The following is a 25782-nucleotide window of genomic DNA, read 5'->3' as shown; positions in this document are numbered from 1 at the left end:
TTCAACCCTCCGGCCCATCGGCCGCTTGTTCGATCGGCGATAGGATAGCAGCCGACCGCGCCCGGCCTGCGGCGTCCCACCACCGGGCCGCATGGATCCGCTGTTCACGCACCTGCAGCCCTTGTGCGCCAAGCCATACGCGGATCGCACCGGACTCGGCCGTAGACAGCACTTCGGCGCCTGCGGCCTGCCAGCGCAGCACTACGTCACGTTTCGGGTGGCCAAAACGGTTCTGGTGGCCGGCCGAGACCAGGGCCAGCCGGGGCGCTACCGCCTTGACCCAGGCGGCCGTCGAGCTGCCGTCACTGCCATGATGCGGCACCAGGACGACATCGGCGGGCAGGGCAGCAGGGTCTGCCTGCAGCATCTGCCGTTCGGCCCGGCGTCCGATATCCCCCGGCAGCAGCACGACGCCATGCCGGCCCTCTACCCGCAGCACGCAGCTGGTTTCGTTGTCGGGTGCGCTGCCGTCCGCTGGCGGATGCAGCACCTGGAAGTCCACCCCGTCCCACTGCCAGCGCAGGCCCGTTGCACAGGGCAACGCGCTCTCGACCTGGCTGCCCGGCGGGGCCAGCACCTGCAGGCGCGGCAGTGCGGCACGCAGGGCCGGCAGAGCGCCGGCATGGTCCAGATGGTCGTGGCTGAGCAGCAGTTGCGACGGCGGCGCCTGCCCCAGTGCGCGCGCGGCCGGCAGCAGCACGCGCTCACCGCCTTCGCCCGCAGGCGGGCCGGCGTCGTACCAGAGGGCATGCGTGGCGGTCCGCAGCAGCACGGCGGCCCCCTGCCCCACGTCGTGCACCAGCAGTTCCAGCTCGCCGTGCCGCGGCGCAGGCACGGACGGCCACAGCAAGGGCAGGCACAGCAGCGCGCCGGCCAGACTCCCCCCTGCGCCACGCGGCAACAGCCACCAGAAGACACCCGCCAGCGCCGTCGGCAGCGCCCAGGCCGGCGCCTGCGGCAGCCACCACATCGCCTGCGGGTGCTGCGCCACAGGCTGCAGCAGCCCCCAACTGAGATCGAACAACCAGGCCGCCGCGCGCCACGGCCACGCGCCCGCCCCTTCGCACAGCGCCTGCAGGCCGGTGCCGAGCAGGGCCAGCGGCACCACCAGCAGGCTCCACCAGGGAACCACCGGCAGGTTGATGAACGGCCCCAGCCACGACGTGCCGCCGAACAGCACCACCGCCAGCGGCAGCAGCGCCAGGCTGGCCACGCCCTGCCCGGCCACGGCCGCACGCAGCACCCCGGCGATGCCGGACGGCGGCCGTTGCGGCAGGCACCACAGCAGCCACAGCACACCGCTGAAGCTGAGCCAGAAGCCTGCCGAAAGCACGGACAGCGGCGCGGGGAGCAGCATCCCCACCGCCGCCAGGGACAGCGCTGACGCCGTGCCCAGCGGACGCCGATGGGCGCGCGCCAGCGCCACGACTGCGATCATCAGCGCCGTCCGCACCGTGGGCAGCTCGCTGCCGGCCAGCAGCGTGTAACCGGCGGCCGCCAACGCAGCGGCACCGGCGGCAGCCTGTGGGCGCGGCCATGCCCGCGCCAGTGCCGGCCACAGCCACCACAGCCCCGCGCACAGCAGGGCGGCGAAGCCGGCGACCAGGCCAACATGGAAGCCGGAAATGGCGATCAGATGGGCCAGGCCCAGCGCGCGCAACTGCTCCCAGTCGGAATCGTCCAGGCCGCGGGTATCACCCAGCGCCAGCGCCTGGATGAAGCGCGCCGCGGGTCGTTCAACCTGCGCGGCAATGGCGGTACTGCAGCGCTCGCGCCACGCGACCAGTCCGTGCGCAGCCCGCAGTTGCCGCGCACGTCCTGGCTCGCGCACGCTGGCACTGCCGGCCAGCCCCTGCAGCACGGCGTAACGCTCGCCATCGAAACCACCGGGATTGATCCGCGATCGTGGCGGCCGCACGCGCAGCGACAGCTCCCAGTGCGCCCCCGCGCGCAGCGTCCCGCGCAACGGATCAGGCATCCGCGAGCGCCGCGGTTCGTGCCAGCCGACCTGCAGGCGCCGCCCCTGCAGCGCGGGCCATCCCTCTGCCTCGTGCACCTCAAGCAGGAAGCGGCTGTGGTCGGCGCGGACCTGTGGCAACCCGACAACGCGCCCGCGCACCCGTATATCCTGCGCCACCGCTGCCGCGGGTACCTGCTGCTGCAGGGCTGTGTGTCCGTGGCAGCCGGCCCAGGCCAGGCCGAAGACCGCGGCCGCCACTGCACGCCCGCGCCACTGCCATGCCCAGCCCGGCAGGGCCAGCAGCGCCAGGACGACGCACAGCCCGCGTGGCGGCAGAACCGGCAGCAGCACGCACGCCAGCGCCCCCAGCACCAGCGCGGCGGCACAGGCAGGGCCCAGCAGGGGTGCAACCACGGCAATGGTGCGCATCTCCGCAGCGTCGCCGCGCGGTGCCGCAGCTGCCTATCAGGCAAGCCCGCACGCGCCTGTGGGCGACCTCAGCGGCGCAGGGTGGCGCGGTGGAAGTTGACCCGGAAGCTGGCGCCGCCGCCGACCGCCTCCGCAACGCTGACGCTGCCACCGTGGTGCTGGACGATTTCCTTCACCAGATGCAGGCCCAGGCCACTGCCGCTGCCAGCGGCGCGCAGGCGGTGGAAAGGCTCGAAGATGGCCTCGCGGTCACTCACCGGCACGCCCGCGCCCTGGTCGCTGATTTCCAGCAGGCCCTGCGCATCGAGGCGCACGCAGATGGTGCCACGACCACCGCCATGGACGATGGCGTTGTGCACCAGGTTGGCCATCACCCGTCCCAGTGCCAGGCCATCGCCCTGGATCCACACCGGTGTCTCCGGCGCATCCACTTCAAAGCCATACCCTGCCCCCACCACCAGCGGCGCCAGCTCGGCCGCCGATTCGCGCACCACATGGGCCAGGTCCACCCGCTGCAGCGCGCTGACGTTACGGTCCAGCCGCTGCAGGTCGAGCAGGTGTTCGGCGACGTTGCCCAGCCGCGCCACATCGGTCAGCAGCTGCGATTTCAGTTCGCCCTGCGGCAGCTGCGACAGCCGCGCCTGCACCACGGCGATCGGCACACGCAGTTCATGGGCTGCATCGGCCAGGAACTTGTCGCGCGCGGCGTAGCCCTGCTGGACCTTGTCGATGGCATCGTTGAACGCACCCACCAGCGGCGCGACCTCAGTGGAGACCAGGCGCTCGTCCAGCCGCGCACCGGGCTGGCCGATATCCAGTTCCTTGGCCTGCTGGGCCAGCCGGCGCACGCCGCGCATCGCCCGGTGGATGACCGTCGGCATCACCAGCAGGGTGACCACGATCAATGGCAGGAAGAACCAGAAGCCGATCAGGCGCAGGACCATCAGCGCACCATCCACCAGCCCGCCCTTGGGCGCACCACCGGCCATGACCGTGATGCGGCGGCCATCTTCGTTGCGCACCATCACCCGCGCCACATCCAGGTAGGGCGGCACCAGCGACCCCACCTCGGTGGCGCCCAGTGCCGGCAACCGTGCCAGCAGCGGTGCATGGATCGCCGGCACCTTGCCGCGTTCCAGCCACACACCGCGGTCATCGACGGCTACGAACCAGAGGTTGCCACCGGCACGTGCGTCCAGCGCCTGCCAGCGCGGCTCGTCCAGCACGAGGTGTTCGCCCTGGCTGTGCACCGCCCGGGCGACGTCCTCGGCGGTGAACATGTCCATACCCCAGGACTCCTTGTCGCCCCAGGTAAGGATCAGCGCCACCACCGCAAACAACACGGTGAACGCCTGGGCCAGGAACAGGCGCCAGGCCAGGCCCAGGGTGATCGAGCGGATCTGCCTCGCCATCTCAGGCCTCCGCCAGCAAGTAGCCGACGCCGCGGATGACGTGGATCTCCACGCCGGCACCTGCCTGCTGCAGGGCTTTGCGCAGCTTGGAGATGTGCGCATCCAGTGCATTGGACTGGATCTCATCGTCGAAGCCGTACACGGCCGATTCCAGCGCACTGCGGGTCACCGTGCGCCCCTGCCGCATGGCCAGTGCCTGCAGCACCAGCACCTGCCGACGCGGCAGGGACAACACCTGTCCCTCGACCTGCGCCTGCAGCGACTCGAAATCGAATTCCAGATGCCCCAGGCGCAGGCGCGGGGTGACCATGGCCGACGGCCGCCGCGATACCGCACGGATGCGCGCCATCAGCTCTTCGATCGCCACTGGCTTGACCAGATAGTCATCGGCGCCGACATCCAGCCCCTCCACTTTGTCCGACAGCGTGCCCTTGGCGGTCAGCATGATCACCGCCAGGTTCGGACGCAGCGCGCGCGCGGTGGCGACGAAACCGGCGCCGTCGCCATCAGGCAGCTGACGATCGAGCAGCAGCAGTTGGTGCACGGGCTCACGCAGGGCCAGTGCCGCTTCAGCCAGGTTGCCGACCACATCGGCGACCACGCCCTGACGCTCCAGCCCGGACTGCAGGGCCCGCGAGAGATCGGGATCGTCTTCCACCAGAAGGATGCGCATCGTGGGCTCGGCTACCGGAAACGCTGTCGATGATAGTCCCTGCCGGGCAACGATGAGGTCCATGCGTGGACATTGCCCCGGCGCAATGTTCCGACAATGTTGCGCGGTCAGGATGCAACGCGGTTCCCTGCGAAGTACCCGTCCATGCGTTCGCTGCCCCCTCACCTGCTGCGCCCCCTGCTGTGCACCGTCGTTCTCTCCACGCCGCTGCTGGCCAACGCACAGGAACAGGCGCCGGGCGTGCAGGCCGGCATCACCTTCGGCGCCACCACGGGTGCGTACGCGCACTACGATGACAAGCCGCTGGTGGTGCCGGCACTGGCATGGCAGGGCAAGCGCTTCTTCGCCAGCCCCGGCTCGCTGGGCATGCACCTGTACAAGGACGGAGGATTGCGGGTTTCCGCCGTGGTCACGCCGTACACGCTGCGCTTCAAGACCGATGACGTGAACGATCCACAGCTGCGCCGTCTGCACAGCCGGCAGATGTCCGCGATGGCCGGCGTCAACGCCGAATACAGCGCCGACTGGGGCGCGCTGTCGGCCAGTGTCAAACGCGAGGTCAGCGGCCATGGCGGCGGTCTCGAATCGAGCCTCTACTACAGCTACCCCATCCAGGCCGGGCGCTTCACCTGGGTGCCGCGCGTGGGCGTCGTGCACAGCAATGCGCGCCTGCTCGACTACTACTACGGCATCAGCAATGAGGAAGCACTGCGCTCAGGCCTGGCGGCCTATTCGTCGGGCAGCGCGACGTCGCCGGGCCTGCAGATCGCAGTGAGCACGCCGCTGGGCACCCAGTGGCGCGCGACTGGCGTGGTCGCCAGCCAGTGGTTCGGTGATGCGGTGAAGGACAGCCCGATGGCCCGCCGCGGTGCGCAGACCTCCGCTTTCATTTCCCTGATGCGCTCGTTCTGATCGAGCGCTCTGCAACGGACAAGGACACTCCATGGGCTCCGTCTCTTTCCCGACCGATGCGCACGCGATCCTGCGCGCGCCCGACCTGGACAGCGCCGAGCGCGCCTATCTCGGATTGATGCCGGACCAGGCCCATATCGATGCGCTGGTGCGCCGCGCCCTGGGCCTGTCGCGCGTCGCTGATGCAGCGTGCTGCTACGCCCTGTCGATGACCCTGGTCGGTCTGCGGCTGCAGGAACTGGAGATGGATGAGCCCTGTGCCACCGCCCATCGCCAATCGACACTGCGCAACCTGCGCCAGGTGTACGCCTCACCCTGAGCGGGCGCTGCACGGCTGATCCACGCCCGTCTGCCAGCGCATCCGCACGCGGATCAGCCCGCCATCGCCCGGATTCATCCCCGCTGCCTGCCCTTGGCACGCGCAATTCCCCGATTCGTCGCATGCCGGTACCGGTTGGCCGGGGCCGATGACACGCTGGGCTCCCTTCTCCGGAGCACCGTGCCATGCCGATGCTTGCCCTGCTGCTGTTGCACGCGGTCCTGTCCAGCGTCGGCATCGGCGGCGTGGATGCAGGCCCAGCACTCCCGGCCAGCGGATCGCGGCTTTGCCTGCAGCTGCCCCTGGGCAAGGACAGCCTGCTGCAATGGGAACGCAGCAAAGGTGGGACATCACACGCGCTGGCGGTATCGCAGCAGATCAACGGCCACTGGCAGCTGCGCCACCGTTTCAGTCTCGGCACGCTGGCCGCGCAGTGATCGCCAGCCGGGATTCATCCTCTCCGGGATGACCGATGACAGCATGGGGCCTTGCCGAATGGATGCGCCATGAAGACCCGGATCGTTGCCCATGCACTGCTGTTGCTCGCCGTGGTGCTGCTCGCGGCCTGCTGCCCGTTCGGCAGCGAGATCCGTTCCCGCCCGGTCTATGTGCACCCGCAACTGTCGCCGGCCGCATCGCGTTCGTTGGTCGCCGGCTGTGATCGCCAGGGTGCGCAGCTGCGCCGGCAGCTTGAAGCGGCATTTGTTGCTGATGCGCGGCAGGAGTGCGCGCTGCCGGAGCCCTTCGCGGACTATCGCTTTGTCAACGCAGCGGGCGAAGCCGTTTCGCCGGAGCGCGCCAACGAGGCACGCGCCGCCCACGCCGAACGCACCTGTGCCGCTGCGCAGGACAAGGACAGCGGGCTGGCCGCGCTTTGCCCCGAGTGCAGGAACAAGGCCGAAGAGCGCGTGCGCCAGTGCCGGATGGACAAGGGCCTGGTGCGCAGTGAAGCACCCGTGCGGATGTGCAGCATGATCCGGTTCTGAGGCCAGCCAACAAAAAAGCCGACCCACTGGGCCGGCTTTCCTGTTTCCACCGCTGCACCGGCAATGCCGGGAGCCAGGTGGTGGGCGGTACAGGGTTCGAACCTGTGACCCCTACCATGTCAAGGTAGTGCTCTACCGCTGAGCTAACCGCCCATCTTGTTCGTGCCGCCCGAAAGCTGGCCTTGCTACGTAAAAACCCGGCGCCAGGGCCGGGCTTTTCAGGTCACGATCGCCCCGCCGAGGGGAACGTCGTGGTGGGCGGTACAGGGTTCGAACCTGTGACCCCTACCATGTCAAGGTAGTGCTCTACCGCTGAGCTAACCGCCCGTTTTGCTTCTGCATTTCCGCGATTGCGTCGGTGCAGGCCGCGTATATTACGGATGCCGACGGGTAAGCGCAACACTTTTGTGAAGATGGCTGCGCTACCGTGTTCAGCCGAGGCTGGCCTCCTTCAGCTGCCGGATCTGGTCGCGCACGCGGGCGGCGTCCTCGAACTCCAGGTCCTTGGCGTGCTGGTACATCTGCTGCTCCAGCGCCTTGAGCCGGGTGGCCAGCTGGGCCGGCGACATCGACCGGTAATCGGCCGCCTCCTCGGCCACCGCCTTGCCCTTGCCTTTGCCCTTGCGGGACTCTTTCTCGGCGGCATCCGAGCGCGCCCCTTCCAGCACGTCGACGATCGGACGCGCCACCGAGCGCGGCACGATGCCGTGTTCCTCGTTGTATTCGACCTGCTTGGCGCGGCGGCGGTCGGTCTCGTCGATCGCCGCCTGCATCGAACGGGTGATCTTGTCCGCATACAGGATGGCCTTGCCGCGTACGTTGCGGGCGGCGCGACCAATTGTCTGGATCAGCGAACCGGTGGAACGCAGGAAGCCCTCCTTGTCCGCATCCAGGATCGCCACCAGCGAGACCTCCGGCATGTCCAGGCCTTCGCGCAGCAGGTTGATGCCCACCAGAACGTCGAACTTGCCAAGGCGCAGGTCGCGGATGATCTCCACGCGCTCCACCGTGTCCACATCCGAGTGCAGGTAGCGCACGCGGATGCCGTGCTCGGTCAGGTACTCGGTCAGGTTTTCGGCCATGCGCTTGGTCAGGGTGGTTACCAGCACGCGGTCACCGGCCTTGATGCGCTCATTGGCCTCGCTCATCAGGTCGTCGACCTGGGTGCCCACCGGGCGGATCTCGACCACCGGATCGATCAGACCCGTCGGGCGCACCACCAGTTCGGTGATCTCGTCACCGGCTTCGCGGTACTCATACGGGCCCGGCGTGGCAGACACGTAGATCGCGCGCGGGCAGCGCGCCTCCCACTCCTCGAAGCGCAACGGGCGGTTGTCCAGCGCCGAGGGCAGGCGGAAACCGAACTCGACCAGGGTTTCCTTGCGCGAGCGGTCACCCTTGAACATCGCGCCGATCTGCGGAATGGTCACGTGCGATTCGTCGATGACCAGCAACGCGTCGGGCGGCAGGTAATCGAACAGGGTCGGCGGTGGCTCGCCGGCATTCTTGCCGGTCAGGTGCCGCGAGTAGTTCTCGATGCCGTTGCAGAACCCGACCTCGGCCATCATCTCGATGTCGAACTGGGTGCGCTGGGCCAGGCGCTGCGCCTCGACCAGCTTGTTTTCCGCATACAGCTGCTCCAGGCGCTCCTTCAGCTCCACCTTGATGGTCTCCACCGCGGCCAGCACGCGCTCGCGGGTGGTGGCGTAGTGGGTCTTCGGATAGACCGTGAAGCGCTGCATGTTGCGGATCGTCTCACCGGTGAGCGGATCGAACATCGTGATCTTCTCGACCTCGCCATCGAACAGCTCGATGCGCAGGGCCTCGCTGTCCGACTCCGCCGGGAACACGTCGATCACCTCGCCACGCACGCGGAACGTACCGCGCTGCAGTTCGTACTCGTTGCGCGTGTACTGCAGCTGGGTCAGGTGGTTGATGAGATCGCGCTGCTCGATGCGCTCGCCCTTGGAGAGGATCAGGCGCAGCGACAGGTAGTCCTCCGGCGCACCGAGGCCGTAGATGGCCGACACGGTGGCCACCACAATGGCATCCGGGCGCGAGAGCAGCGTCTTGGTCGCCGCCAGCCGCATCTGCTCGATGTGCTCGTTGATCGAACTGTCCTTCTCGATGAAGGTGTCCGACGACGGCACGTAGGCTTCGGGCTGGTAGTAATCGTAGTAACTGACGAAGTACTCCACCGCGTTGTGCGGGAAGAACGCCTTGAACTCACCATACAGCTGCGCGGCCAGCGTCTTGTTCGGCGCCATGATCAGCGTCGGCTTCTGCACGTTCTGGATGACGTTGGCGATGGTGTAGGTCTTGCCCGAACCGGTCACGCCCAGCAGCGTCTGCTTGGCGATGCCCGCTTCAAAATTCTCTGTCAGCTTCGCGATCGCGTTGGGCTGGTCGCCCGCCGGTGAATACGGCGAGACGAGTTGAAAACTGTCGCTCATGGTATTGCCAGGTCCCGGGAATGATGATTATAGCGGCCGGTTTGGTGACGGCCGGTTGAGGAAACACCCTGCCCCGCCATGCGCGCGATGCTGATGGCAGGCATGGCAGGCCGACGTTCAGGCTGGTGCGATGAAGCCCCGCCTCCTCCTCAATCGCCCGCCCGGCCCTGCGCGTGGCTTCCACCTCATGGAACTGTTGCTGGCGGTCATGCTGCTGGCCGTGCTGCTCGCCCTGGGCTGGGGGCCATGGCATCGCCTGGTCGGGCGGATGCGGGCCGACACCCTGCGCGCGGAACTCACCAGCAGCCTCGCCCTGGCCCGCAGCGCGGCCCTGACCCAGCGCCGCCGGGTGACGGTCTGCGGTTCGCTCGATGGCCTGTCCTGCAGCCTGGAATGGAACCATGGCTGGCTGGTGCGCGCGGAGGATGCGAGGTGGGGCCCTGACGCTGCCGGCAAGGTGCTGCAGGTCCGGGACCGGCAACCGGGTCGCATCCTGATCCGATCCAGCCAGTACCGCCCGCACGTGCAGTTCCTGCCGGACGGACGCAATGCGGGCACCAACCAGTCGCTGGTGCTGTGCGTGGACGGACGCGAGCACAGCCGGGTGATCATCAGCGTGACCGGCCGGGTACGCAGCGAGCGCGCCCGATCACCTGTGGACTGCTGACGCCGCCGTGGCCCAGCAACGAAAAAAGCCGCGATTTCTCGCGGCTTTCTCGAATCTGGCGCCCGAAGTTGGACTCGAACCAACGACCCCCTGATTAACAGTCAAGTGCTCTAACCGGCTGAGCTATTCGGGCGGGGAGGCGCATTCTAGACGGTCAACGCGGGGGATGCAACACCTTGATGCCTTACCAGCAACCCGGCTTGGACGCTGCCGTCGGTGTCTTCACGTTGGCCTGGTTCAAGGTCATCTCGCCGCAGGTGTCCTTGGCCTGCCCGCCCTGCGGCGTAGCCTTCAGGGTAAACGTGCTCTGGGTGCCCTCGAACGCAATGCTGTACTGCGCGGTGCCGCCTTCGCGGGGCGACTGGATGGTCTTGCTGGAGCCGGACAAGGTGAACCCTGCGTAGCTGTTGTTGACGGTGTGGAACCGCTCGGCCAGCTGCGCGTACTCCACCATGTCCGCCTTGGCCTGGCCGCGCCGCGCCTTGCGCACGTGCTCCGCGTACGACGGCAGTGCGACGGCCGCGAGAATCGCAATCGCGGCGACCACGATCATCAGTTCGATCAGAGTGAAACCTGCCGTGGGGCGCGCGTGGCGCAGGACCCCCGCGCGTAGTCCCTTGTTGTCAAAGCGCATGAAACGTCTCCGTCATTGGATCTGGCGCCAGGACTGGCGACCGCATGGATAGGGAACGTACATCGGCGCCGCACCTGCAACCGTCACGGCCATCCAGCAGCCGGCGAGGTCAGGCAAGGTCGGCGCCGGGGTGCCATCGAGCGGATTCACCGGCGGCTGCAGGCGCGGCACGACTGCCACACCCACGTCCTTGACCGGCGCGTTGCCGCCTGTGCTCAGCGAGATCGACGCCACGCCGTCAGCCACCTTGGTGCCGTTGGCAATCGAGCCGACCCTGACGTTGAACAACGCAGCCGTGCCGGTCCGCGGATTCAACCCGAACAGCGAGTTGTTGCCATCGGTGCTGCAGCCGCTGGAATTGAGGGGCTTGTAGGTAGGCATGAACACGATTCCCGAGGCAATCTCAGGGTACCCCACCATGCGCTCGCCGGCCGGCAGATCCACCCGCCACCCCAGCGCGCCGGTCGGACGCGTACCCGCAGTCAGCGTGCGGCTGGTGGAAACCGCATACGGCATGAGCTGGGAAGGCAGGATCGTGGCCGTGACCGCGCCATCCGCATAGTCGTTCACGCCATACAAGCTCTGCGTGTTGGTGTCGGTGCCATCGTTGACGAAGGAGTAGCTGCCGGTGCCGAACAGCAGCAGCACCGAGCCGTTCTCGCCAGCGGTCGCCTGCAGGCCACCCATGATCGGCTGCCGGTAGGTGGAACCGGAGTCCACAAACGTGCCAGTCGTGAAGAACGGCCGGGTCACCGAATCGGTAGTGTCCAGCAGATCGAACTTCCAGATCGCGCCCTTCTGGTCCGCAGCGTAGACAGTGTCGGCAAAACCGTCGCGAACGCGCGCGTACTTCTTGGTCGTGCTGTTGTACTGGCTGCTGTCCACGCGATCGACCACCATGATGTTGCCAAGGCCATTGCTGCCGGCGATGGTGCTGCCGGACTCGGTCGCCTCGATCATGCGGATGGTGGGGTTCTTGGTCAGGTCCACGACGAACAGCACCGCCTTGCCGCTCTTGCTGGCGTAGCCGTTGCCGAAGATGGCCTTCCAGGCCACGCTACCGTCCGCGGCGCGCACCGGCACGATCACCGGCTTGCCCAGCACGTGGCCGATGTTGGCTTTCACCGTACCGGTCGCGGTGAGATCACTGATCTCCCACAGGCGCTTGGCATCGGTGAACGCCGTCGGATCGGTCACGTCCAGCGCGAAGACACTTCGCCCGCCGGCACCGGTGGTGCCCACCAGCGTGGTCGACCAGGTGTTGCTGCTGTAGGTGTCGCCGACCGCAACCGGACCGTCCACGAAATACCGGTGGGCGAACTTCTGGTTGTTCTTGCTGGCCGGGTCGTAGGGCATCAGCAGATTGCCCAGATGACCGTACGAGGTACCCGGGATGTAGCCGAACAGCTCGCGACCGCCGTTCCCGCCCAGGTTGCCCTGCGCATCCATGCCGCCATCGTAGGCGTGCAGCATGCCGTCGTTGGCGCCGACATAGACGGTGTAACGCCGTGAGTTGCGCTTGCTGGTGAGATAGTCCAGGTAACTGGTCGCGTACGCCCCGCCCAGGCTGCGGTAGCCGTAGTCATCGCTGGGTGCGCTGATGACCGGGGTCGAATTGATGATGTCGCCGATCACCGTCGTGCGGTCACGGAAACGCCCGCCCAGCCGGACTTCGGTGCTGGTGTCGCCCAGCAGATAGCTGGCGGCATTGGCCGCCGTCGTGCCGGCAGGCAGGTTGGCCGAGTCCGGGCAACGACTCAAGCCCGGGTACAGATCCTGCGAAAGCCCGCAGATACCGGCCAGGGTGATCGAGGTGGTGGACATCTTGGTGACGTCGCTGCCGCTGGCGAACCACACATTGCGGGCGGTCGCCGCCGGCATGGCGGTACTGGCCTCCCACGCCTGCGTATAGACCGCTTCGCGTGTGGTCTGGTCGACGGTGACGCGGCTGCCCTGGAGGCGGCTGAACCAGTCCGTGCCGTTGTTCAACACTTCATAGCGGGGCGTGACGGAAAGCGAGCCGGCACCAATGCGGGCCCCGGAAAGCGCAAAGCTTCCCGACGTGGATGCGCCGCCACTGACCGACGACAGCACCCGGCGCATCGCCGCCGTCACTTCAGCCGGGGTCTTCGCATTGATGAACTCACCGCGGCTGTTGATGGCGGCGTGCCAGATCTCGTCGATGACGCGACCGTCATCGGACGAGGTGGGATTGCCGTTGCTGTTCCAATCCGGCGCATTGGTATAGGGGTCCGCCGTCGCCTGCTGGTTCACCTCGAAGATGCGGCCCTGCGCGCCCAGCGTGACGCCATAGAAGTTCATGTGCAGGTTGGTCTGGCAATCAAGCCGCTTCCAGGCCGGCGAGGTCTTGTCCAGCGAATCGCACTCCTTGGGTACCGCCACCTGGCCCAGCGGGAAGGCGGTGCCGGTGCGCAACGGGGTGTAGTTCGTACCGTCGTAGTAACTGGCCGCGACATCGGCGATGGTGTTGCTGTAGCTGTCGGCGAACGGCGCACCCGGGAAGTGCGTTCCGCCCGCATTGTCGGCGTTGCCGTAACCGGATGCCGAACTGGACGTATTGGTATAGCCGTCGGTGAACAGCATGCCGCCATTGCGCTGGCACGCGAGCTGCACGGGCGCGCCATCGCCGGTACGGCGGAACTGCTGGCCCAGGAAGGCCACGGCCTCACGGTTCGGCGTACCGCCGTTCGGCTTCAGCGAGTAGATCTGTGTATACAAGCTGGCACGCGCCGTATTGACGTCATACATGGTGACGTCTTTCAGCGAATTGATGGTGAAGTACCCGACCCGCATGTTGTTGACTTCCGCCATGGCATGCGACGAGGAGCCGACCATGGAAAGAATGCGGTTGCGGTGGTACTCGAACCAGTTGGCGAAGTTCTGCAGCGCGGCGTTGTACTCCGCGGTGGAGTTGTAATTGGCCGCCTTGATCTCATAGCGCCGCATGTTGCAGTTGGGGCCACACGCGTTGTTGATCAGCGGGCGGTTGGTTTCATCCGCTTTGTAGCCGGCAGGGGCGGCGGCATCGGCAGGCAGATAGAACGTCGCGGGGAAATAGCGGATCGCGATCAGGCAGGTCGATGTAATGGTGACCGCGCTGCTGAGCGTGGAGAAGCCGGCGCCCGTGCCCGAAAGCCCGCATCGTCCAAAGAGACTATTGGTTGAGTAGCTGGTGCCACTGGGAAGCACCATGCCCTGCAAGAGGCGGAACTGCTCGGAACTGACCGCACGACCATTTACATTGGTCAGATCATAGGACACACCATTGGCGACCGAAAAATCAGAGCCGGTACGGGGATCAGCACGCACGTCATCCACATCGGCGGCGGGCCACAGCACGCTGTTGTTGACTGCCGCCGCGCGGCGCCACGGTTCATACGTCACCGACGGGTTGTAATAGCCTGCGTTGTAGGTGGGCGAACGCGCAAAGCCGAACACATCCAGCGGCGGAATGGCCACGCCATAGCTGTAGTTGATGTTGTAATTGGTATGCGGAAACAGGTGCAGGTAGCAATCAACGGAATTGTTGTCGCAGGCCGTACCCACATCGAAGAAGACACCAGCACTGCTGAAGAAGCTGCTGCCGGTCCAGCGCATACGCCCGTCACCACCGGCGAAAATGCGCTCGAACATCATCGAGTTGGAATCGTCCACCGCCATGATGAAGGCTGGGGGCGCCTGCACGGTGTTGTTCAAGGGCTGCTGGGCCAGGTCGCCCTGGCCCTGAGCCGCATAGATGCCATAGATGAAATAGCCACCTGCAGCCAGCAGAAGGGCCGCAGACGCGAACAGGCTTTTCTTTAGACGTGGAACCATGGCGGCGGGCCTCAGAGCTTGAACACGGTATCGATGGACGCCGACGACGACGCATCGGTAGCGGTATCTGTGGAATAGCTGGTGATCTGGTACACCGGCGTCACCGGATCCAGCGGGCGCCCCATCTGCAGGGAGCCGCCACCGATGATGCAGCTGTCGATGCGGCGCACCTTCACTGCCCGGCTCGTCGAGTCCGGACGACCGCGCCCCCACTCGACCGGGTCGAATGCCAGTTCGCAGTTCTGTTCGATGTCACCTTCGGCAAGCGGTGCGTTGCTGTCGAGGGAGGTGCGATTGGCGATGGCTTCCACCGCCCGCTCGCTGAGGCGCGTCACACCTTCGGCGTTCTCGAACGCGACATTGGTGGCACGGTAGTTGGAGGCCATCTTTTCCTGCATGCCTGCCACCTGCATGCCTGCGATGCCCAGCAGCGCGAGCAGGATGAGCATGATCAGCGCGATATACAGAACCGCGCCTCGCTGGCGCGAGGGAAGGCGTGGATGAGCTCGGCGCGATTTCATGGCATCAGTTCCCGAACAGCCGGTTACGCAGTGCAACCGTGGATTCGTAGACGATGCGATAGCGACCGTCCACGGTACTCCCATACTTGAATTCGACGCCCAGCGCGCGCGGGTTCGCAACCGTGTCGCTGGGCTTCTGTGCCGAAGCCGGCATCGGGCTGCGCGCCAGGACGGCGACCTGGACCTGCCCGACCCGGCGCCACTGTGCCGGCGCATTCGCGGCGCCCGGTGCAGCCACGCCCGTGGCCACAGCCTGGGTGGTGATGTTGCCGCTGGGCGGGGTCGCCAAGGCGATCACATCGGTCGAATCCAGTCCGTACATGAACTGCAGGCTCTCGATGCCCTCGACAAGCTCTTCGCCCGCACTGTAAGCGTCGGCGCCATTGGAACGCGCCCGCATCAGCACCGGCTCGCCGGTCGTGGCCGAGGTGCCGACGTAGTACACCACCGACTCGGCGCGGTACAGCATGGTCTGCCCGGCAGGCTGGGTTGCGTAGGTGCCCAGGTTGGCGCCCAGGGCCGTCACCTTGCCGGTTTCCAGCTTGCCCTTGAACACGTTCGCGTGGCTGCAGTCGGCAATGCCGAACAGCGTGGGCGTGGACACGCCGCCGTCGGTCAGGCGCGCACCCTTGCTGGAAGTGAAGGTCAGCACACTGTCGCTGCCGGCGGTCAACCCGGTTACCGGCACACCGTCGGGCGAGAGATAGCGCAGCACCAGCACGTCACTGCCACCCCGTGGCCCCAGGTCCGCAATGGCCTTTGGCAGGTTGGTCGGCAGCGACCAGGACCCGCCGAGGGTCAGGCCCGCGCCGCCCGGAGCCGTGTTCGGTGCCTCATACCCCTGCAGCGACACGCTGAAATCCAACGGGTGCTGCGACCCACTGGCAGCCCCCGTATTGACGACCGGATCACCTTCGTTGCGGACGAAATGCGCCTGATCGTTCACGCATCCGAAATGGCCTGCCATGCGGATGTCGCGCTGCAGGAATTCGAGGGCAAAGCGTGCGTTTTCCTGTGCACGCGCCCCGCCCTCGGCCAGGACCGAGGCCGTGCGCGAGGCCGCAAAAATCTGCACCACGCCCAGCATCAGCACCAGACCCAGCGCCAGGGCGACCATCATTTCAACCAGTGTCAGGCCCTTCTCGAAACGGCGCAGGGCGAAGGTCGGCGGAATGCGGTTCATAGCTGCGACACCAGGCTGAACGTGGTCAACGAATCGGCTTTGTCCTTGTTCCAGCGCTCGTCACCCCACGAGATGTCGACCCTGGCCTGGCCGTTGGTGATGGTGACGTTCGCACTGGCACCCTCGCCCAGCGCCTGCACGACCTGGCACTTCCAGCGCGTGACGTTGTCGCTGATGGTCAGCTTGTCACCCACCGGGCGCGTGCAGCTGCTCAGCTTCACGCTGTTGGCGGCAAAGGTCGCACCGTTGTACCAGTGCGCCTGATAGCGGTTGCTGCGCATCTGGTCCAGCAGGTCATACGCCAGGTTGGTCGCCTGGGTACGGTAATTGGAGCTCTGCACGAAGCGGACGTTCATCGTCTGCAGCAATGCGAAACCCAGAAGCCCGAAGGCCAGCACCAGCAGGGCAATCAGCACTTCAAGCAGGCTGAAGCCACGGCTGCGGGCCGGCGAGGAAAAGACACGGCGACGGCTCATTTGCAATCTTCCTTCTGCGATGTCACCTGGCCGGCCAGATTGATCTTCATCACCCGGCGCAGGGCAACCTTGCCGCATTCGGTGGGTTGCAGCGTTACTGTCTGAACAGCACTCGCGCGAAGCCGGCCACGATTGTCAAACGCGATGGGAGCGCCGTCCGGGCCGGAACCCACCAGGCCAGTGCCGACCGCCATGAAACGCAGCGCGGGCTCGCCGCTCTGGTAGGTCCCATCGCCGTTGGTGTCGGACCAGGCGAGCATGCCCTTGGACCATGCGTCGTCGCAGCTGCTGCCGGTGCTGCTGCCGCAGACGCCACCGCCGTGCTTGTTGCGGACACCCTCGCTGCGGGCAAGCGCGATCAGCGCCAGCGCCTCGTTGCCACCGGTTGCCACCCGGTTGGAGCGGATGGTGCTCTGGAAACTGGGATAGGCAATGGTGCTCAGGATTGCCAGCACGGCAACCGTGACCATCAACTCGACCAGCGTGAAGCCCTTGGACAGGCGCGGATACATGGAACGCTCCCCAGCGTGTTGGTGGCCACGATGGCGCACCCGGCGGCCACCGGCAAGCGGCGGCGGGATGAACGGTCAGATCAGGGCGACGGGCGTCAAAGCGTTGACACGCCCTGCCCTTCCGGCAGCGCCCGGAAGGGGTCGGAGCCGCTTCGCGGGTCCGACCCCGGGCTGGGGCCGGATCCCGAAGGGCTCCGACCCCGGCCGGTCAGGCCAGCACCTGGTAGCAGGGCTGGTACTCGCCGGAGATCTTCATCCGGCGCTGCTCGACGAAGGCGCGCAGCAGCGCGTCGAGGGCCTGCATCATGTCCGCGTCGCCGTGGATCTGGAACGGCCCGAACTGTTCGATGCGGCGCATGCCGTCTTCCTTCACGTTGCCGGCCACGATGCCGGAGAACGCCCGGCGCAGATCGGCGGCCAGCGCATGCGGCGCACGACCGTGGTGCAGGTCCAGCGCGGCCATCGCTTCGTGGGTCGGCACGAACGGCTGCTGGTACTCCCACGGAATCTCGATGGACCAGTTGAAGAAGAACGAATCCTTCTGCGCCAGCCGATGCTCGCGCACCTGCTTGATGCCGCTGGCCATCTTGCGGGCCACCGCCACCGGGTCACCGATGATGATCTCGTAGCGCTCAGCGGCCGCGTCGCCCAGGGTCAGGCGGATGAAACGGTCGATCTGCTCGAAGTACGGCGCGGCCACGGTCGGGCCGGTCAGGATCAGCGGGAACGGCAGATCCTTGTTCTCCTCGCGCAGCAGGATGCCGAGCAGATACAGGATCTCTTCGGCGGTACCGACACCGCCGGCGAACACGATGATGCCGTGGCCGATGCGGACGAAGGCCTCAAGGCGCTTCTCGATGTCCGGCATGATGACCAGGTGGTTGACGATCGGGTTCGGCGACTCGGCGGCAATGATGCCCGGCTCGGTCAGGCCGATATAGCGGGTGACCGTCTTGCGCTGCTTGGCGTGCGCGATCGTGGCGCCCTTCATCGGCCCCTTCATCGCACCCGGGCCGCAGCCGGTGCAGATGTCCAGGCCACGCAGGCCGAGCTCGTAGCCGACCTGCTTGGTGTACAGATATTCGTCGCGGCCGATCGAGTGGCCGCCCCAGCAGACCACCAGGTTCGGGTCACCCGGGTTGAGGATGCGTGCATTGCGCAGCAGGCCGAACACCGCATTGGTGATGCCTTCGGAGGACTCCAGTTCGGCCGCGTAGGCCGGGCCCATCTCGATGGCCATGTAGGCCAGGTCGCGGACCACCGCGAACAGCAGTTCGGCCACGCCGCGGATGATCTCGCCATCGACGAAGGCCATCGCCGGTGCGTTGACCAGGTCGATGCGCACGCCACGATCCTGCTGCGCCACCTGGATGTCGAAATCCGGGTAGAGATCACGCGCCGCGCGCGGATCGTCCGAAGCACTGCCACTGGTCAGCACCGCCAGCGCGCAGCGGCGCAGCAGCTCGTGCATGCCACCACCGGAGGCATCGCGCAGGCGTGCCACCTCGGCCCGCGACAGCACATCCAGCCCACCGCGCGGGTAGATCCGCGCATCCTGCACCGGCAGCGCGCGGGCTGCCTTTTCGTTCGTCGTCATATCCAACTTTTCGCTTCCTTCAAGGTTTCCGACTGTACTGCCGCCCCCTTAAAAAGCAAAACGGCCGGGAAACCCGACCGTTGGATGTGTGCTGCCTGCGTTCGCCATTCCGGGACCGCCAGGCGGCGTAATGCGCCGCGCACAAGAGAGGATGCTACGCCCCCGCCCGCACGCCCGCAAGGACTTTCGCCTGAACGGAAAACGGCCGGGTTTCCCCGGCCGTTTCCGTGTGCAGCAACTACGTCAGTTCATCAGAACTGGTAGCGGAAGCCCAGCTGCACCGACCACTGCGACACGCCGACGTCGAAGCCGTCTGCGTCATTGTTGGCCACCGTCGGCTCATCCGCGCCGCGGAAGTTGTACACGTACTTGCCGTCCTTGATGCCCTGCAGGCTGGCGACACGCGCATCGGCGAAGAAGCCGTAGTCGTAGATGTTGCCCCACTTCTTGTTCAGCATGTTGCCGACGTTCTGGATGTCGACCCACACTTCCGACTTGTGGCCCTTCATGAAGCCCGGCAGCTGCTGGCTGATACGGATATCGAAGGTGTTGATCCAGCCGGTACGGAACTGGTTGGCCGGAGCGTAGCCGCCTGCGTACTTCGCCAGCTGCGGGTTGTTGGCCAGCCATTCGTAGAACGACTTCTCCATCGCCGCATCCGGGGTGAAGGTGCTGCCCACCAAGCTGCCAAACAGCACTTCGCCCGGATTCGGCACGTAGAACAGGTCGTTGGCGGAACGGCTGTCACCGTTGGCATCGTTCACGTAGACGTAGCTGTACGGACGGCCGCTGCGGCCTTCGTACACCAGGCCGACGCGGGTTTCGTAGTCACCGAAGAACTTGTGCTTCCAGTTCAGCGAGCCCGACACGCGGTCGCGGATCTGGTAGCGCGAGGTGTTCTCGGTTTCGCTGTTGGCGTCGAAGGCGTACTGGTAGCCCCAGCCCGAGCTGGCGGTGGAGCTGGTCAGCGAACCCACTTCGGTGGCGTCGGTGTAGGTGTAGCCGATGTTCCAGGACCAGTCGCTACCTTCCGACCACGGCTTGCTCAGCGACGCGGTGAACTGCGAGGTGCGGCCCTTGTCGGTGTTGGCGATTTCGTACACAGCGTCGTAGGCCTGGTTGCGACCGGAACGTGCATCGTTGTTCGACCAGGCGTTGCCATTGCGGGAAGCGGCGTAGTAGAGCGCACGGCCGTCCGGGCCCAGCTGCTGCACCGGGCCGAGGTTCAGGTTGCGGTAGTACAGAGCATCCTTGACCTTGGTGACCAGCAGTTCAGCCGATGCCACGATGCCATTCCACGGCAGTTCGTGATCGAACGCCAGGTTGGCCTTGTAGACCGACGGCATGTTGAAGTCGCTGCCGACGAAGTTGACGTTCTGGCGGTTCGAACCTGCGGTGGTCGGGACCGGCTGGTTGTCCTTGCTCGGGTTGAACGGCAGCGCCGGGTTATAGGCGTTGTTGGTGTAGACCGAGTTGTTGAAGCCGGTCGCCGAGTAGCTGTTGCTCAGCCACACCTGCGGAGCGTCACCCTGGAACAGGCCCACGCCACCACGCAACTGGGTCGGGCGCTCGCTGTCGAAGGTGTAGTTGAAGCCCGCACGCGGCTGGATGAGGAACTTGTTGCTCAGTACTTCGCTGTTGTCGCGACCGAAGAACGTCGACGCTGCAGCGTTGTAGGCCGGAGCCGGGCTGGTGTCGGCACGATCAGCACGCACGCCCAGGGTCAGGGTCAGGTTGTTGTTGACATACCAGGTGTCCTGCACGAACAGGGCCAGGTTGCTGTACTTGTAGTCAGCCGGAATCGAGCCCGGGGTGCGCTCCGGGTTGTAGTTGTAGGTGCTCCAGATACCGTTGGCGAAGTTGTCCAGACCGTAGAAGGTGTACGAACCCCACGAGGTGGCGCCGAAGTAGTTGTAGATGTCGTTGGTGTCGTACGACGCACCGAACTTGACGTCGTGGTCACCCAGCGTCCAGGTACCCGCGGCGTAGTAGTTCCACGCCTTGGTCTGCAGGATGTTGTTCTGCGAGTTGACTTCAGTACCGAGGTACAGCGAGTCACCGGTCGGCGCGGCCTGGGTGCCCTGGAAGTAGATGCGGATGCTCGGCGCATCGGTGGACACGTTGCGGATTGCCGAGTACTCGCGGTACGAGGCCTTCAACTCGGTGGAGAAGTTCGAGGTCCAGTCGCTGAACAGCTGGGCGACGTAGCTCTCGTTGGTCTTGTCATGCTGGTACCAGTACGAGCTCAGCGAGGCCGTGCTGGTGCTCATGCCGTTGATGCGCAGCTTGCTCTGGTCGATCTTGCTGTAGCGGATGTTGGCACGATGGTTGTCGCTGATGTTCCAGTCCAGCTTCAGCGCGTACTCTTCCATCTCGGTGTCGCCGTTGCTTTCCAGGCCACCGGCGTTGATGCCGTAGCTCTCCGCAATCTGCTGCGCACGGGTCACGTCGGCCAGGGTGAACTGCGGGTTGGCCTTGCCCAGCGCGGTGCCGCTCAGGTCAGCGCCCGGCGCGGCCTGCTTGAACTTCTCGTAGTTGGCGAAGAAGAACAGCTTGTCCTTGACGATCGGACCGCCCAGGGTCATGCCGTAGGTTTCTTCCTTGGTGAAGCCCTTGAACGGCTGGCCTTCCGGGTTGTCGCCGAACCAGTCGCCATCACGGTAGGTGCCGTACACCGAACCGTGGAAATCATTGGTACCGGACTTGGTCACCGCGTTGACGGTGGCACCGGCGGCGGCAGCGATGCTGACGTCGTAGTTGGACAGGTTGATGTCCAGCGCTTCGATGGCTTCCATCGCGACCGGCTGGCGGCGGGTCGGCATGTTGTTGCCTTCCAGGCCGAAGGTGTCGCTGGCGGACACGCCGTCGATGTTGATCGAGTTGAAGCGCGGGTTCTGGCCGCCGGCCGAGATCGAGCCCGAGGCGCGGTCGATGAAGGTCACGCGCGGGTCAAGGCGCATCAGATCCTGGATGTTGCCGCCGATGGACGGCGCAACTTCGATCTGCTGCTGGCTGATGTTGGTGCCCGAGCCCATCTTGGTGGCGCTGAACACTTCCGAGCCGCCGCCGACGGCGGTGACCTGCACGGTGTCCAGGTTGGTGGCAGCTGCCAGGTCACCGGTCAGGGTGGCGTTGATGGTGCCGGTCTGGTTCACGCCCAGGTAGACGCCATCTTCCGTCTTGGTGCCTTCACCCGGCTTGGTGATGGTGATCGAGTACGGACCACCCACGCGCAGGCCGCGGGCGTTGTAACGACCGGCCGCATCGGTGGTGGCACGCGAAACGGTGCCCGACTCGGTGTGGGTGATGGTGACTTCGGCGCCGGCGACGGGCTGGCCCGCGCGGGAGATCACCTGGCCGCCGACACCGGCAGAGGTGCTCTGGGCGAAGGCGGGGGCGGCGGCGAGTGCAGCCACGAGACCAAGGGTAAGCTTGGACATCCGGAGTGGGTGGGTCATTTTTCGGTAGCCTCGATGCGAGTTGGCGATGGCGGAAAAAAAAGCGCATCCAAGCAGCCTTGCGGGCGGCTGACTGGACATTTATCTGGGGTTCCCTACCGTGAACGGCAGCTGCCGCAACGGTTAACACTAGATTAACACGCTATCCCATCAATGTGACGGTTGTGCGACAAACGGCACCGGATCGCAACGCTATCGTGACGGAATCTTCACTCCGCCTTGGCTTTCGGTTAACCCGCGAACGCTGCCTGGCTGGCGTCAAGCACCTGCCCGCGCCACGCGGCGCCGGCAGCGGACAGCAGGGCCACGGCCGCAGCGGCGGCGTTTTCCGTGCCTTGGGCAGCCGGATCCTGGTCAACCGAATAGGCGCGGGCCCGCAATGCGGTGCGCAATGGGCCCGGATACAGGCCGCTGACCCGCACCGGGGTACGGCCAAGTTCGTCGTGCAGGCTGGCGATCAGCCCGCGCAGCCCGTGCTGGGCCACACCATAGCCGCCCCAGTACGCCTGCCCCACCCGTTCCGGGGCATCGACGGCGAACACCAGCGCCGCATCGTCCTGCTGCTTCAGCAGCGGGAGGCAGGCCTGGGCCAACCAGGCCGGCGCGGTCAGGGTGACGTGCACGGCACGGGCGAAACTGGCTGGGTCGGCCAGCTCGAACGGGGTCAGGCCGGGAAAATGCGCGGCGCACACCAGCAGGCCATCCAGCCGCCCCAGCTCGCGCTGCAGGGCCTGGACCAGCTCGGCGTAGTCATCCGGACCGGCACCTTCCAGATCCAGCGGGTACAGCAGGGGTTCGGGGCCGACCGCCTGCACCTGGGCATAGACCCGGTCCAGCCGCCGCGGCTTGCGGCCCATCAGGACCACGGTGGCCCCCGCTTCGGCGGCCGCGACGGCCGCGGCACTGCCCAGCCCGCCACCGGCACCGGCAATGAGCACCACACGGTCCTGCAGGGGACGGCCATCGCGCGCCGCATCGGTCGCCGACGTCGATGGCCAGGCACTCATCCCTGGGTCGCCTCTTCGACGATGCGCTTGAGCTCGCCGGCCTCGAACAGCTCCATGACAATGTCGCAGCCGCCGATCAACTCCCCGTTGATGAACAGCTGCGGGAACGTCGGCAGGTTGGAGAAGCGCGGCAGGTTGGCGCGGATCTCCGGCTCCTCCAGCACATTGACCGTGCGCAGGGCGACGGCACCGGCCGCCATCAACGCCTGCACGGCGCGGCTGGAAAAGCCGCACATCGGGTATTGCGGGGTGCCCTTCATGAACAGCACGAGCGGGTAACGATCCACCTCGGCCTGGATTTGCTGCATTACCGCCACACCTCACTCCTTGCTTCGCCGGACAAACCGACCGCAGTGGTCGGCTAGACTGCCCACGGTAGCCGCCATTGTAAGCCGATGGAACCGGCTGCCACCGTCCTCTGGCCACGAACCTGTCCATGCCCCTCGAATTGCCTGCCCTGCCCTACCTGCCCGGCTCCCTGCAGCCGCACCTGTCCGCGCAGACCGTGGAACTGCATTACGGCCGCCATCACCGCGCGTACGTCGATGCGGTCAATGCCGCCATCGTCGGCACGGAATGGGAAGAAGCGACATTGGAGGACATCGTCCGTCAGGCCCAGGGCAGGCTGTTCGATGCGGCCGCGCAGGCCTGGAACCACAGCTTCTACTGGCAATGCCTGCGCCCGCGTGGCGGCGGCGAGCCGCAGGGCCGGCTGGGCGAACTGGTCAAGCGCCAGTTTGGCGATGGCCAGCGCCTGCGCGAGGAGTTCAACCGCGCTGCGCTGGGCCTGTTCGGTTCCGGCTGGGTCTGGCTGGTGCAGCACCCCGGTGGCCAGCTCGGCATCCAGGCAACCCGCAACGCGGGCACGCCGCTGACCGGAGACAGCACGCCACTGCTGTGCTGTGACGTGTGGGAACACGCTTACTACACCGACTACCAGAATGAGCGCGCGCGCTATCTGGAAGCGTTCTGGCAACTGGTCAACTGGGAATTTGCGGAGAGCCAGCTGCGCTGAGGCGCCTTGCCGGCCAGCGGCCGGCACGACCGGTTGTGATCTGCCGGCCAGCGGCCGGCACTACCGGGATCAGCCGTTGCGCAATGCGTGCACGGCGGGGGCTACCTGGGCCTGGCGGTCCAGCTCCAACCCCACCTGCAGCAGTGCATCGGCCAGGGCACCCGCATCATCGTCGCGCAGCGTGGCATGGCCCACCTTGCGTCCGTCGCGCGGCTGCTTGCCATAGTCATGCCAATGGCCGCTGGCCTGGCCCAGCACCGGCGCCGGGTCGGGCATCGCGCCCAGCCAGTTCAGCATGCAGGCATGGCCAAGCATGCGGGTGCTGCCCAGCGGCAGGCCCAGCACGGCACGCAGATGGTTCTCGAACTGCGAGGTCTCGCTGCCTTCGATGGTCCAATGGCCGGAGTTGTGCACGCGCGGTGCCATCTCGTTGGCCAGCAGTTCGCCATCGCGACAGAACAGCTCCAGCGCGAACACGCCCACATACTGCAGGTGCTCGGCCACGCGGCGCGCGTAACCAATAGCCGCTTCATGCTCGGCCTCCGACAGCACGGCCGGGGCCACGCTCGCGGACAACACGCCATCGACATGCCAGTTGCCGGTGACCGGCCAGGCCTGGAAGCTGCCGTCGCGGCCGCGCACGGCAACCACGCTCACCTCGCGCTGGAAGGCGACAAAGCCCTCCAGGATCAGGCCGGTCCGCTCGACCTGCGCGCCCAGCGCATCCCATGCGGCGTCGATGTCGGCTTCGCTGCGCAGGCGGAACTGGCCCTTGCCGTCGTAGCCCAGGCGGCGGGTCTTGAGAATGCACGGCAGGCCGAACTCGGCAGCTTTCGCAGCCAGTTCGTCGCGGCTGCGGATATCGGCGAAGGCCGGCAGCGGAATGCCCAGCTGCTGGAACAGGGTCTTTTCGCTCAGCCGGTCCTGCGCGACGGCCAGGGCCGACGGCGGCGGGTAGACCGGCACCTGTCCGGCCAGCCACTGGGCACTGTCAGCGGGCACGTTCTCGAAATCGAAGGTGACCACGTCCACCTTGGCGGCGAATGCGGCCAGTGCCTCGCGGTCATCGAAGGCGGCCACCGTGAGCGGCGCCAGGGGGCCGCTGCAGGCGTCGGCCGCCGGGTCGTACAGCTCGAAACGCAGCCCCAGCGGCGCACCGGCAAGGACCATCATGCGGGCGAGCTGGCCACCGCCCAGGATGCCGACAGTCAGGCTCATTGGCGCGGGTCGTCGTGGGCCATGACATCTTCGGTCTGGCGCGTGCGGAAGGCCTCCAGCGCCTGGCCGATGGCCGGCTGGTCGCTGGCCAGCATGGCCGCCGCGAACAGCGCCGCATTGGACGCGCCCGCGTTGCCGATGGCGAAGGTCGCGACCGGGATGCCGGCCGGCATCTGCACGATCGACAGCAGCGAATCCATGCCATTGAGGGCCTTGGACTGCACCGGCACGCCCAGCACCGGCACGGCGGTCTTCGCGGCGATCATGCCCGGCAGGTGCGCAGCCCCGCCAGCACCGGCAATGATGGCGCGCAGGCCGCGCGGGCCCGCCTCTTCTGCGTAGCTGAACAACACGTCCGGCGTGCGGTGGGCCGAAACCACCTTCACTTCAAACGGAACACCCAGAGCTTCAAGCTTCTGGGCGGCGTGCTGCATGGTTTCCCAGTCGGAACGGGAACCCATGACGATGCCGACAAGCGGCGCGATCGGGTTGGGGGTCATTGGCCGTCACCTG

General features: G+C 66.4%; 22 protein-coding genes and 3 tRNA genes. 6 read left to right on the top strand and 19 right to left on the bottom strand.

Annotated features, from left to right (window positions below; genetic code table 11):
- Position 1: 1 nt before the first annotated feature.
- From C1924_RS07200 to C1924_RS07190, 3 genes are all read right to left on the bottom strand, one after another.
- Complete coding sequence (locus C1924_RS07200; protein WP_108764680.1) at positions 2-2389, bottom strand: DNA internalization-related competence protein ComEC/Rec2; 2388 nt, start codon at positions 2387-2389, stop codon at positions 2-4.
- 68 nt (positions 2390-2457) lie between these two features.
- Positions 2458-3801: a HAMP domain-containing sensor histidine kinase gene (locus C1924_RS07195; RefSeq protein WP_108764679.1), complete on the bottom strand. Its 1344-nt coding sequence runs from the start codon at positions 3799-3801 to the stop codon at positions 2458-2460.
- A gap of 1 nt (position 3802) precedes the next feature.
- Positions 3803-4474, bottom strand: a complete 672-nt coding sequence (locus C1924_RS07190; RefSeq protein WP_108764678.1) for a response regulator transcription factor — start codon at positions 4472-4474, stop codon at positions 3803-3805.
- A gap of 144 nt (positions 4475-4618) precedes the next feature.
- On the opposite strand from C1924_RS07190, the gene C1924_RS07185 reads away from it, so the two are divergent.
- From C1924_RS07185 to C1924_RS07170, 4 genes are all read left to right on the top strand, one after another.
- Positions 4619-5386, top strand: a complete 768-nt coding sequence (locus tag C1924_RS07185) for a MipA/OmpV family protein (protein WP_108764677.1) — start codon at positions 4619-4621, stop codon at positions 5384-5386.
- A 31-nt stretch (positions 5387-5417) separates the two neighbouring features.
- Entirely contained in the window at positions 5418-5705 is a 288-nt protein-coding gene (locus tag C1924_RS07180) for a hypothetical protein (protein ID WP_108764676.1), read from the top strand.
- A gap of 185 nt (positions 5706-5890) precedes the next feature.
- Positions 5891-6142, top strand: coding sequence for a hypothetical protein (locus C1924_RS07175; protein WP_108764675.1), 252 nt, complete (start codon positions 5891-5893; stop codon positions 6140-6142).
- Between the two features lie 69 nt (positions 6143-6211).
- A complete protein-coding gene (locus C1924_RS07170; protein WP_108764674.1) occupies positions 6212-6691 on the top strand; it encodes a hypothetical protein in 480 nt (159 codons plus the stop codon).
- 78 nt (positions 6692-6769) lie between these two features.
- Here the strand turns inward: C1924_RS07170 and C1924_RS07165 are convergent.
- The 3 genes from C1924_RS07165 to uvrB form a co-directional block, all read right to left on the bottom strand.
- Positions 6770-6844 (bottom strand) — tRNA-Val (locus C1924_RS07165).
- 99 nt (positions 6845-6943) lie between these two features.
- Positions 6944-7018: transfer RNA gene (locus C1924_RS07160), tRNA-Val, on the bottom strand.
- Between the two features lie 104 nt (positions 7019-7122).
- Complete coding sequence (gene uvrB / locus C1924_RS07155; protein ID WP_108764673.1) at positions 7123-9144, bottom strand: excinuclease ABC subunit UvrB; 2022 nt, start codon at positions 9142-9144, stop codon at positions 7123-7125.
- Between the two features lie 187 nt (positions 9145-9331).
- On the opposite strand from uvrB, the gene C1924_RS07150 reads away from it, so the two are divergent.
- A complete protein-coding gene (locus C1924_RS07150; RefSeq protein ID WP_254051230.1) occupies positions 9332-9811 on the top strand; it encodes a GspH/FimT family pseudopilin in 480 nt (159 codons plus the stop codon).
- 56 nt (positions 9812-9867) lie between these two features.
- On the opposite strand, the gene C1924_RS07145 is transcribed toward C1924_RS07150, so the two are convergent.
- The 11 genes from C1924_RS07145 to grxD form a co-directional block, all read right to left on the bottom strand.
- A tRNA-Asn gene (locus C1924_RS07145) sits at positions 9868-9944 on the bottom strand.
- 51 nt (positions 9945-9995) lie between these two features.
- Complete coding sequence (locus C1924_RS07140; protein WP_108764671.1) at positions 9996-10445, bottom strand: type IV pilin protein; 450 nt, start codon at positions 10443-10445, stop codon at positions 9996-9998.
- A gap of 12 nt (positions 10446-10457) precedes the next feature.
- Positions 10458-14282, bottom strand: a complete 3825-nt coding sequence (locus tag C1924_RS07135) for a PilC/PilY family type IV pilus protein (protein ID WP_108764670.1) — start codon at positions 14280-14282, stop codon at positions 10458-10460.
- Positions 14283-14293: 11 nt separating this feature from the next.
- Positions 14294-14803, bottom strand: coding sequence for a PilX N-terminal domain-containing pilus assembly protein (locus tag C1924_RS07130; protein WP_108764669.1), 510 nt, complete (start codon positions 14801-14803; stop codon positions 14294-14296).
- A gap of 4 nt (positions 14804-14807) precedes the next feature.
- Positions 14808-15986, bottom strand: a complete 1179-nt coding sequence (locus C1924_RS07125; RefSeq protein WP_108764668.1) for a PilW family protein — start codon at positions 15984-15986, stop codon at positions 14808-14810.
- Positions 15983-16462 carry a type IV pilus modification protein PilV gene (pilV, locus tag C1924_RS07120; protein ID WP_108764667.1) on the bottom strand — a complete coding sequence of 160 codons (480 nt, stop codon included), beginning with the start codon at positions 16460-16462 and terminating at the stop codon, positions 15983-15985. Before pilV ends, C1924_RS07125 begins: the two co-directional genes overlap by 4 nt.
- Positions 16459-16974 (bottom strand): Tfp pilus assembly protein FimT/FimU, encoded by a 516-nt coding sequence (locus tag C1924_RS07115; RefSeq protein ID WP_108764666.1) that lies wholly within the window; start codon positions 16972-16974, stop codon positions 16459-16461. The genes pilV and C1924_RS07115 overlap by 4 nt, the downstream gene beginning before the upstream one ends.
- Before the next feature lie 208 nt (positions 16975-17182).
- Entirely contained in the window at positions 17183-18571 is a 1389-nt protein-coding gene (gene ppnN, locus C1924_RS07110) for a nucleotide 5'-monophosphate nucleosidase PpnN (RefSeq protein WP_108764665.1), read from the bottom strand.
- A 251-nt stretch (positions 18572-18822) separates the two neighbouring features.
- The gene (locus C1924_RS07105; RefSeq protein ID WP_254051228.1) at positions 18823-22029 is read right to left on the bottom strand and encodes a carboxypeptidase regulatory-like domain-containing protein; all 3207 of its coding nucleotides are present in this window, start codon (positions 22027-22029) and stop codon (positions 18823-18825) included.
- A 230-nt stretch (positions 22030-22259) separates the two neighbouring features.
- Positions 22260-23036, bottom strand: coding sequence for an SDR family NAD(P)-dependent oxidoreductase (locus C1924_RS07100; protein WP_108764663.1), 777 nt, complete (start codon positions 23034-23036; stop codon positions 22260-22262).
- Positions 23033-23353 (bottom strand): Grx4 family monothiol glutaredoxin, encoded by a 321-nt coding sequence (gene grxD, locus C1924_RS07095; protein WP_079221360.1) that lies wholly within the window; start codon positions 23351-23353, stop codon positions 23033-23035. The genes C1924_RS07100 and grxD overlap by 4 nt, the downstream gene beginning before the upstream one ends.
- A gap of 119 nt (positions 23354-23472) precedes the next feature.
- Here grxD and C1924_RS07090 point away from each other — a divergent pair, with 119 nt between their 5' ends.
- Positions 23473-24051 (top strand): superoxide dismutase, encoded by a 579-nt coding sequence (locus C1924_RS07090; protein WP_108764662.1) that lies wholly within the window; start codon positions 23473-23475, stop codon positions 24049-24051.
- 69 nt (positions 24052-24120) lie between these two features.
- Here the strand turns inward: C1924_RS07090 and C1924_RS07085 are convergent, their stop codons facing one another.
- Both C1924_RS07085 and purE read right to left on the bottom strand, forming a co-directional pair.
- Positions 24121-25269, bottom strand: a complete 1149-nt coding sequence (locus C1924_RS07085; protein ID WP_108764661.1) for a 5-(carboxyamino)imidazole ribonucleotide synthase — start codon at positions 25267-25269, stop codon at positions 24121-24123.
- Complete coding sequence (purE, locus tag C1924_RS07080) at positions 25266-25769, bottom strand: 5-(carboxyamino)imidazole ribonucleotide mutase (protein ID WP_079221357.1); 504 nt, start codon at positions 25767-25769, stop codon at positions 25266-25268. The genes C1924_RS07085 and purE overlap by 4 nt, the downstream gene beginning before the upstream one ends.
- Positions 25770-25782: the final 13 nt, after the last annotated feature.

Source organism: Stenotrophomonas sp. ESTM1D_MKCIP4_1 (assembly GCF_003086895.1).
Taxonomy (GTDB): Bacteria; Pseudomonadota; Gammaproteobacteria; order Xanthomonadales; family Xanthomonadaceae; genus Stenotrophomonas.
The sequence above is the reverse complement of the archived record's forward strand: the minus strand, read 5'-3'. Positions and strand labels throughout refer to the sequence as shown.

Bases quoted from the DNA above. Each gene is read 5' to 3' on its own strand.
- C1924_RS07135 (WP_108764670.1), bottom strand. From the start codon at position 14,282: ATGGTTCCACGTCTAAAGAAAAGCCTGTTCGCGTCTGCGGCCCTTCTG.
- C1924_RS07140 (WP_108764671.1), bottom strand. From the start codon at position 10,445: ATGCGCTTTGACAACAAGGGACTACGCGCGGGGGTCCTGCGCCACGCG.
- C1924_RS07190 (WP_108764678.1), bottom strand. From the start codon at position 4,474: ATGCGCATCCTTCTGGTGGAAGACGATCCCGATCTCTCGCGGGCCCTG.
- ppnN (WP_108764665.1), bottom strand. From the start codon at position 18,571: ATGACGACGAACGAAAAGGCAGCCCGCGCGCTGCCGGTGCAGGATGCG.
- C1924_RS07185 (WP_108764677.1), top strand. From the start codon at position 4,619: ATGCGTTCGCTGCCCCCTCACCTGCTGCGCCCCCTGCTGTGCACCGTC.
- C1924_RS07170 (WP_108764674.1), top strand. From the start codon at position 6,212: ATGAAGACCCGGATCGTTGCCCATGCACTGCTGTTGCTCGCCGTGGTG.
- C1924_RS07115 (WP_108764666.1), bottom strand. From the start codon at position 16,974: ATGTATCCGCGCCTGTCCAAGGGCTTCACGCTGGTCGAGTTGATGGTC.
- purE (WP_079221357.1), bottom strand. From the start codon at position 25,769: ATGACCCCCAACCCGATCGCGCCGCTTGTCGGCATCGTCATGGGTTCC.
- C1924_RS07100 (WP_108764663.1), bottom strand. From the start codon at position 23,036: ATGAGTGCCTGGCCATCGACGTCGGCGACCGATGCGGCGCGCGATGGC.
- C1924_RS07195 (WP_108764679.1), bottom strand. From the start codon at position 3,801: ATGGCGAGGCAGATCCGCTCGATCACCCTGGGCCTGGCCTGGCGCCTG.
- C1924_RS07200 (WP_108764680.1), bottom strand. From the start codon at position 2,389: ATGCGCACCATTGCCGTGGTTGCACCCCTGCTGGGCCCTGCCTGTGCC.
- C1924_RS07125 (WP_108764668.1), bottom strand. From the start codon at position 15,986: ATGAACCGCATTCCGCCGACCTTCGCCCTGCGCCGTTTCGAGAAGGGC.
- C1924_RS07180 (WP_108764676.1), top strand. From the start codon at position 5,418: ATGGGCTCCGTCTCTTTCCCGACCGATGCGCACGCGATCCTGCGCGCG.
- C1924_RS07090 (WP_108764662.1), top strand. From the start codon at position 23,473: ATGCCCCTCGAATTGCCTGCCCTGCCCTACCTGCCCGGCTCCCTGCAG.
- uvrB (WP_108764673.1), bottom strand. From the start codon at position 9,144: ATGAGCGACAGTTTTCAACTCGTCTCGCCGTATTCACCGGCGGGCGAC.
- C1924_RS07085 (WP_108764661.1), bottom strand. From the start codon at position 25,269: ATGAGCCTGACTGTCGGCATCCTGGGCGGTGGCCAGCTCGCCCGCATG.
- C1924_RS07130 (WP_108764669.1), bottom strand. From the start codon at position 14,803: ATGAAATCGCGCCGAGCTCATCCACGCCTTCCCTCGCGCCAGCGAGGC.
- C1924_RS07150 (WP_254051230.1), top strand. From the start codon at position 9,332: ATGGAACTGTTGCTGGCGGTCATGCTGCTGGCCGTGCTGCTCGCCCTG.
- C1924_RS07175 (WP_108764675.1), top strand. From the start codon at position 5,891: ATGCCGATGCTTGCCCTGCTGCTGTTGCACGCGGTCCTGTCCAGCGTC.
- C1924_RS07105 (WP_254051228.1), bottom strand. From the start codon at position 22,029: ATGACCCACCCACTCCGGATGTCCAAGCTTACCCTTGGTCTCGTGGCT.
- pilV (WP_108764667.1), bottom strand. From the start codon at position 16,462: ATGAGCCGTCGCCGTGTCTTTTCCTCGCCGGCCCGCAGCCGTGGCTTC.